Source organism: Clostridium sp., assembly GCF_040797585.1.
GTDB lineage: Bacteria > Bacillota > Clostridia > Clostridiales > Clostridiaceae > Clostridium_Z.
This window is the reverse complement of sequence record NZ_JBFNEO010000126.1, coordinates 1-8,283: the sequence shown is the minus strand read 5'-3', so window position 1 is coordinate 8,283 and position 8,283 is coordinate 1. Positions and strand designations below refer to the sequence as shown.

The 8,283-nt window shown below is 32.0% G+C and carries 6 protein-coding genes; 5 read left to right on the top strand and 1 reads right to left on the bottom strand.

Annotation, left to right across the window (positions count from 1 at the left end; genetic code table 11):
- Positions 1-197 precede the first annotated feature (197 nt).
- The 3 genes from AB2369_RS08950 to AB2369_RS08940 are packed head-to-tail and all read left to right on the top strand — an operon-like array spanning position 198 to position 3,458.
- Positions 198-1,094, top strand: a complete 897-nt coding sequence (locus AB2369_RS08950; RefSeq protein WP_367666138.1) for a phosphate butyryltransferase — start codon at positions 198-200, stop codon at positions 1,092-1,094.
- 28 nt (positions 1,095-1,122) lie between these two features.
- A complete protein-coding gene (gene iorA, locus AB2369_RS08945; RefSeq protein ID WP_367666137.1) occupies positions 1,123-2,886 on the top strand; it encodes an indolepyruvate ferredoxin oxidoreductase subunit alpha in 1,764 nt (587 codons plus the stop codon).
- 2 nt (positions 2,887-2,888) lie between these two features.
- Complete coding sequence (locus AB2369_RS08940; RefSeq protein WP_367666136.1) at positions 2,889-3,458, top strand: indolepyruvate oxidoreductase subunit beta; 570 nt, start codon at positions 2,889-2,891, stop codon at positions 3,456-3,458.
- Between the two features lie 29 nt (positions 3,459-3,487).
- Here AB2369_RS08940 and AB2369_RS08935 read toward each other — a convergent pair whose 3' ends face one another.
- A complete protein-coding gene (locus tag AB2369_RS08935; protein ID WP_367666135.1) occupies positions 3,488-4,948 on the bottom strand; it encodes an aminotransferase class I/II-fold pyridoxal phosphate-dependent enzyme in 1,461 nt (486 codons plus the stop codon).
- A gap of 274 nt (positions 4,949-5,222) precedes the next feature.
- Between AB2369_RS08935 and AB2369_RS08930 the strand changes: the two genes are divergently transcribed.
- Both AB2369_RS08930 and AB2369_RS08925 read left to right on the top strand, forming a co-directional pair.
- Positions 5,223-5,795: a 50S ribosomal protein L25 gene (locus AB2369_RS08930; RefSeq protein ID WP_367666134.1), complete on the top strand. Its 573-nt coding sequence runs from the start codon at positions 5,223-5,225 to the stop codon at positions 5,793-5,795.
- Between the two features lie 559 nt (positions 5,796-6,354).
- On the top strand, positions 6,355-8,082 hold the full coding sequence (locus AB2369_RS08925; RefSeq protein WP_367666133.1) for a phospho-sugar mutase: 1,728 nt from the start codon (positions 6,355-6,357) through the stop codon (positions 8,080-8,082).
- Positions 8,083-8,283: the final 201 nt, after the last annotated feature.

The window sequence follows — 8,283 nt, the reverse complement described above, 5'->3', positions numbered from 1 at the left end:
ATATAATAATGAATCTGGTTAAATACTTTAGAGAAGATATAAAATTTTAATAAAAAAATTAAATAAACCTAACAGCAGTGGTCACTTTAACAGAATAAATTGACAAAAAATGTTCATCTATTATACTGAAATTAGGAGAATAAAATAAAAGTTATCAGAATATATAATTTTGTAAACGTTATATAGGAGGAGGAGAAATGATCAAGTCATTAAAAGAACTTATAGATATTGCAAAATTGAAGGAAAGAAAGACTTTATCAGTGGCAGTGGCAGAAGATAGTGAGGTTTTAAAAGCAGTACTTCAGGGTGTAAACCTTGAAATTATAAATGCTATATTAGTTGGTAACAAGGAAAAAATAGAGGAAATAGCAAAGGAAGAGAACTTATCTTTAGATAAGGTAGAAATTGTAGATGAAAAGAATATTAAAAAAGCAGCAGCGAAGGCTGTAGAACTTGTAGGAAATGGACAGGCTAATTATATTATGAAGGGAATGCTTGGAACTTCTGATCTTCTAAAAGCTGTTTTAAATAAGGAAGCAGGCCTTAGAGGAAGTGGTTTATTATCCCATGTAATGGTCTATGAAGCTAAAACCTATCACAAACTTTTATTTTTAACTGATGGTGGAATGGTGCCTTATCCAGAACTTAAGGATAAAATAGGAATCATAGATAATGTAGTTAAGGTTTGTCATAGTTTAGAGATTAATAATCCTAAGATAGCACCTCTTTGTGCTGTGGAGGTAGTTAATCCATCTATGAACGCTACATTAGATGCGTCAATTCTAAGCACCATGAACAAAAGAGGACAAATTAAAGGGTGTATAATAGATGGTCCTTTAGCCCTTGATAATGCCATATCAAAAGAGGCAGCAGAGCATAAGGGTATAATAAGTGAAGTTGCAGGAGATGCAGATGTTTTATTAATGCCTAGTATAGAGGCAGGAAATCTTTTAGGAAAGTCTTTAACATATTTTGCACAGGCAGAAAGTGCAGGGGTAGTTATGGGGGCAAAATGTCCTATTGTTTTAGTATCTAGAGCAGATACAGCTAAATCTAAGCTTTATTCAATAGCTCTTGGAGCTATTATTGGATAGAATTTGTACTACTTAAGGGGGATTTAATATGAAAAAAATAATGAGTGGTAATGAAGCCATAGCAAGAGGTGCCTATGAAGCAGGATGTAATATAGCATCAGCTTATCCAGGAACACCTAGTACAGAAATACTAGAAAATTTCGCAGAGTATGAAGGAGTTTATGCAGAGTGGGCTCCTAATGAAAAGGTAGCCTTTGAAGTAGCATCAGGTGCTTCTATTGGAGGAGCAAGAAGCTTATCAACTATGAAGCATGTTGGACTTAATGTGGCTGCAGACCCACTTTTTACTATGGCTTATGAAGGGGTTAATGGGGGATTTGTTGTTGTTACTGCTGATGATCCAGGAATGCATTCTTCACAGAATGAACAGGATAATAGATTATATGCACCTCATGCTAAGGTTGCATTAGTTGAGCCAGCAGATTCTAAAGAATGTAAAGAATATATAAAAGAAGCTTTTAAAATCAGTGAAGAGTTTGATACAGTAGTTTTATTTAGAACTACCACTAGAGTTTCTCACTCAAAGAGCATAGTAGAACTTGGAGAGAGAGAGGAAACACTTATAAAGAAATACGAAAAGAACATTAAAAAATATATTATGATACCAGCTCATGCTAGAGCTAAGCATTATGAAGTGGAAGAGAGATTAGAGAAATTAAGGGAATATTCTAATAGTACTCCTTTAAATAGAGTAGAGATGGGAGATAAGTCTATTGGTATAATAACCAGCGGAATAAGTTATCAATATGCAAAAGAAGTTTTTGGAGAAAAGGCTTCTTACTTAAAGCTTGGATTTACATTCCCACTACCAGATAAATTAATAAAGGATTTTAGTGAAAAAGTAGATAAGCTTTATATAATAGAAGAAAATCATCCTTATATTGAAGAATTCGTAAAGATTATGGGAATTAATTGTATAGGAAAAGATATAATCCCAGTTTGCGGAGAGCTGAATCCAGATATAATAAGAAAAGCTATTCTTAATGAAGAGATAGAGAAAACTTATAGTGTAGAAGCTAAAGCTCCTAATAGACCACCAGTTTTATGCCCAGGATGCCCTCATAGAGGAATATTCTATGCAGTATCTAAGCGTAAGGATGTAATAGCTACAGGAGATATAGGATGTTATACCTTAGGTATGGTTCCACCTTTAAGTGTTACCGATACAGTAATTTGTATGGGAGCATCTATATCAGGAGGACTTGGAATTCAAAAGGCAAGAGAAATGGCAGGAGAGAAATCTAAGATATTTGCATTTATCGGGGATTCTACTTTCTTCCATTCAGGAATAACAGGGCTTATAGATTCTGTTTATAATAATATTCCAATAGTTACATGTATATTAGATAATAGAATTACAGGAATGACAGGACATCAGGAAAATCCAGGTTCAGGTAAGACCCTTCAAGGAAAAGAGGCTCCTATGATAGATATAGAGACAGTTGTATTATCTTTAGGAATCAAGAAGGAGAATTTAAGGGTGGTAGATCCTTATAATCTAGGGGAAACAGAAGCGGCAGTTAAAGAAGCTTATAATAGCAGTGAGCCTTTTGTTATTATAACAAAGCAACCATGTGCTTTAATTAAAGATGTAATGAAAAAGAGAGCAAATTTAAAGTGCAGAGTAATACCAGAAAAGTGTGTTAAATGTAAAGCTTGCCTTAGAACTGGATGTCCTGCATTAAGTCAAGATAGTAATGGAAAATCTCAAATAGATAAAAATATGTGTAATGGCTGTGAAATATGTAAACAAGCTTGTAAGTTTGGAGCAATAGAAAAGGTGGGTGAATAATTATGACAAAGAGTATTTTATTTGTAGGAGTAGGAGGACAAGGAACAATTCTGGCTTCTAAGATATTAACAGAGGGACTTTTAAAGGCAGGCTATGATGTTAAGATGTCAGAGGTTCATGGTATGGCTCAAAGAGGGGGAAATGTTTCTACCCAGGTTAGATTTGGAGAAAAGGTATATTCCCCACTTATAGAAGAGGGAGATGCAGATGTAATAGTAGCGTTTGAAAAAAGCGAAGCTGCTAGATGGATAACCTTCTTAAAAAATGGAGGATCTTTAATCGTTAATGATTATGAAATACATCCTGTAACTGTTGTTATGGGAGGAGAGAAGTATCCAGGCAATGTAAATGAGCAGCTTAAAAATGAAGTGGAAAAGACCCTTATAATAGATGCGGCTAAGGTGGCAGAAGGCTTTGGCAATATAAAGGCTCAAAATGTAGTATTACTTGGAGCTCTTATAAAGGCTTTAGGACTTGAAGAGATAAATTGGATTGAAATCTTAAAGGAAAGTGTTCCAGCTAAAATATTTGATTTAAATAAGAAGGCTTTAGAGTACGGATTAAATGCATAAAAATAAAAGGCTTGGGTAAACCAAGCCTTTTATTTTACTACTTTTATATTTTCAACCTTAGGATCTTCAGTTCCTTGAACATAAAGTCCTACAGCTTTTAATTCCTCAACATAATCTATTATTTCTTCTGTTATTATTTCACCAGGACATAATACAGGGATTCCAGGTGGGTATGCAAGTAAAAACTCACCACTTATTCTACCTATACTATCTCTTAAAGATAGAGATTCCTTTTCACTATTAAAAGCCTCTCTTGGAAGTTTCTCAAGAGGTGGAATATTAGGTATATCTAAGAAGTCAGGCTTTTTAGAAGCTTTACCTATATAGTCCTTACTTATTTCCTTTAGAGCATCTATTAGTTTATCTATATTTTCCTTAGTATCTCCTAAGGATCCTACAGCAAGAGCATTGTATAAATCTGAAAGTTCTAGTTGTATGTGATATTTATTAGATAAAATCATATCTAAGTCATATCCAGTTATACCAAGATCTCTGCAAGTTATGGTTATTTTTGTAGGATCTAATGAATATACTCCAGGATTTCCTAGTATCTCTTCACCAAAGCAGTAAAGTCCAGGAATCTTATTTATTTCAGCTCTAGCATAGTTCGCTAGGTCTATAGACTTATCTAGAAGCTCTTTTCCAGAAAGAGCAATTTGACGTCTAGCGCAATCTAGAGAAGCCATTAAGATATATGAAGGTGACGTAGTTTGAAGAAGGTTCAATATTTGTTGAACTCTACTTATATCTACATACTTAGACTTAACTTGTAGTAAAGAACATTGAGTTAAAGCACCTATTAATTTATGAGTGCTTTGAGCACAGATGTCAGCTCCAGCTTCCATTGCTGACATAGGCAGCTTATCATTAAATCTTAAGTGAGGCCCATGAGCTTCATCAACAATAAGTGGAATATTATAGCTATGTACAATATCAGCTATAGTTTTTAAATCTGTTGAAACGCCATAATAAGTTGGATTAATTATTAAAACAGCTTTCGCATCAGGATTAGCCTTTAAGGTTTCCTCCACTGTATCTGGGGTAATACCATGAGCAATACCAAGGTCTTTATCAAGCTCTGGTTGCATATATATAGGTCTTGCGCCACTTAATATTATTCCTGCTGTAACAGACTTATGAACATTTCTTGGGATAATTATTTTTTCACCTGCATTAACTACAGACATTATCATAGCCTGTATAGCCCCTGATGTTCCATGAATTGAAAAGAATGCAGCATCAGAGCCATAAGCATCAGACGCAAGTTCCTGAGCTTTTTTTATAGCTCCCGTTGGATGATGCAGACTATCTACTAGTTTAAACACAGTAACATCAATTTTAAAAGGATTCTCTCCTATGAAATTTTTAAATTCTTCATCCAGTCCCACACCTTTTTTATGACCAGGCACATGGAATGGAACAGTTTCTCTATTAACATACTCCATTAAGGCATCAAATAAAGGAGTTTCATTTTGATTTAACTTATACACCTAAAAGTGGCCCCCTCTTCTCTAGATTTTCTTTGAATAAAACAATATTATTATAAGTTAAACCTATAAGGATTGCAATAATAATTAAGGTTTAACAAATAATAAGTTTATATATATCTTTTACTATAATTTATATCATATTACATATAAAAATACATGTGCAGAATATTAGGATTTTACTGAAAATATTCTATAAAATATGAGATAAAGTTTTAGAATCTAATTAGTATAATAAATCCTACCTTGGAGATAATAAGGAAAAGGAGGGATAAATGTGGAAAACTTAAATATAAAAGAAAGAAGCAATAATATAAAAAATTCAGCTAAAAAGATTAGAAGAGAAGGAAAGGTGCCAGGAGTTCTGTATGGAGCATTAAGATCTAATTTTCTATTTGAAGTAGGAGGTCTTGAGCTAAATAGAGAAATAGTAGCTAATGGAGAATATGGTATATTAAATGTAAATATAGAAGGTAAGGATAAGAAAGTCCTTATAAAAGAGGTTCAAAGGGATCCAGTATATAATAGAATAATACACATAGACTTAGAGGAGTTTGGAGATGAAGATATCCAAACAGAGGTACCAGTAAAATATTTAAATGAAGCCTTTATATCTAAAAATGGTGGGGTAATGCAGAAAGAGAAGCCATCAATTAAAATAAAATGCCCTAGTGATAAGGTTCCAAGTCATGTTTCAATAAATTTAAAACAAGATGATATAGGTACCGCAATAAAGGTTTCAGATGTAGAATTTGGACCAGAAATAAGTATATTGGATGATTTAGAGACAGTAATTGCATCCATAAGCTACTCTACTAGAGATGCATTAATTATGGAGGAAGAAGAGTAAACCTTTAGTAGTATAATATGTTCATATATAGGGGCTGTCGCACTAAGGAATTTACATAGAATATATTGATTTGCAAATTTTAAATTAGCACAATATATTGTAGTATTTATTCTTAATGCGACAGCTCCTTAATTCCTTACAAACTATTTATTATTATTTTCAAATAACAGAATAGATCTTCCTTCAGGTGGTGATCTTTCCACCATTTAAAGGTTAGATGAGTTAATCTAGGGGTGTAGGAACTGTTCTCCCACACCTTTTAAGAAGATGGTGGTGTTACAGTTCCTAGCAATCGGATAAATAAAATATATTTATAATCAGTAAAGAATTCAAATACGTATATTAATTAATATTATAGCAAATTTATAGAATATATTAATAACTTATATTATAAGAACAAGAAGAGGTAGAAAATATATACAAAGTTAACGAAAATGTAAACAATTATTTAAAAAATATATATATAATTATTTGAGAAGAATTAATGGTAAAATAGTGTTTATTTATATTAATTTTATAGTATAATAATTCAATGATACTATAAATAGGAGGAATACTTATGACTTATTTAGAAAAGTATGATTTATGGTTAAATTCAAGCCATATAGATGAAGAAACAAAGAATGAGCTTAAAAATATTGAAGATGAAATAGAGATAGAAGATAGATTTTATAAAGATCTTGAATTTGGAACAGGTGGACTTAGAGGAATAGTAGGTGCTGGAACCAATAGAATGAATATATATACTGTAAGTAAAGCAACACAAGGCTTTGCTAATTATTTAAATAATAATTTTCAAAAACCTGCTGTTGCCATAGCTTATGATTCTAGAATAATGTCTAAAGAATTTGCAAAGGCTGCTGCTTTAACTTTAGCAGGTAATAATGTTAAAGTATATTTATTTGAGGAGTTAAGACCAACTCCAATGTTATCCTATGCAGTAAGGCATTTAAACTGCCAGGGAGGCATAGTAGTAACAGCTTCCCATAATCCAAAAGAGTATAATGGATACAAGGTATATGGAGAAGATGGTGGACAAGTAACAGATAAGCCTGCTAAGGAAATAATAGGGTATGTAAATGGTATAGAGGATTTTTCCTCTATAAAGACTATAGAGGAAAGAGAGGCCTTAGATAAGGGTCTTCTTGAGTACATAGGAGAAGAGGTAGATTTCTCTTACATAGAAAAAGTTAAGAATCTATCTATAAGAAAAGAATTAATAAAAGAAAAGGCAAAGGATTTAAAAATAATATATACTCCAATTCATGGCTCAGGAAAAATGCCTATAGAGAGAGTATTAAAAGAACAAGGATATGAGAAGCTTAACATTGTAGAAAAGCAAGAAAAACCTGATGGAACATTTCCGACGGCTCCATATCCAAACCCAGAAGATCCAAAGGTGTTTAAGATAGCTTTAGATATGGCAAAAGAAATAAACCCTGATATAATATTTGGAACTGATCCAGATTGTGATAGAATAGGAGCAGTAGTAAAGGATAATAGTGGAGAATATAAGGTTTTAACAGGAAATGAAACAGGAATCTTATTAACTCACTATATATTAAGCTCATTAAAAGAAACTAATAAACTTCCTAATAATCCTGTAGTTATAAAGACTATAGTAACCACAGAAGCAGTAAGAGCTATAGCAAAAGACTATAAGGTAGAAATTATGGATGTTCTTACCGGATTTAAATATATAGGTGAGAAGATAAGAGAATTTGAAGAAGATAACAGTAAAAATTATTTATTCGGATTTGAAGAAAGCTATGGATATCTTGCAGGTACTTTTGTTAGAGATAAGGATGCAGTAATAGCAGCTTCTTTAATATGTGAGATGACCTTATATTATAAGGAAAAAGGCCTATCATTATATGAAGCTTTAACGAATTTATATAATACCTATGGTTATTCAAAAGAAGATTTAGTTTCTATAGAACTTCAAGGTAAGGAAGGTCAAGAAAAGATAGGAAGCTGTATAGAATATTTAAGACATTCTATGAAAACTTCTATAAATGGGGTAAACATAGTAAGAAAGCAAGATTATAAGTTAGGTATAGAAAAAGACTTAGTAAATATACATGAAGAGATTATAAATCTTCCTAAATCTAATGTTTTAAAATTCATATTAGAAGATGAATCTTGGTTTGTTGTAAGACCATCAGGAACAGAACCTAAAATGAAGGTGTATTTATCTGTTAAGGGAAGTTCATCAGAGGACTCTAAGACTAGATTAGAAGAATTTAAAGAAAGTGTTATGAAGATAATAAATGATGGTTTAAAATAATTAGCTTAAGGGCAAGGGAATTTTCCTCTTGCCTTTATGTTATGGTTAATAAAGGCTCTTATAGGCAATAATTATTTTATATTTAAACCATAGAAACATTTTTACTGTAGATTTACTACATCATATCTTAAAATAAACCTTAAGTTACTATGATTTGTAGCATATTCAAAGATTAAGTTTGTATATGGTACATCTCTATAT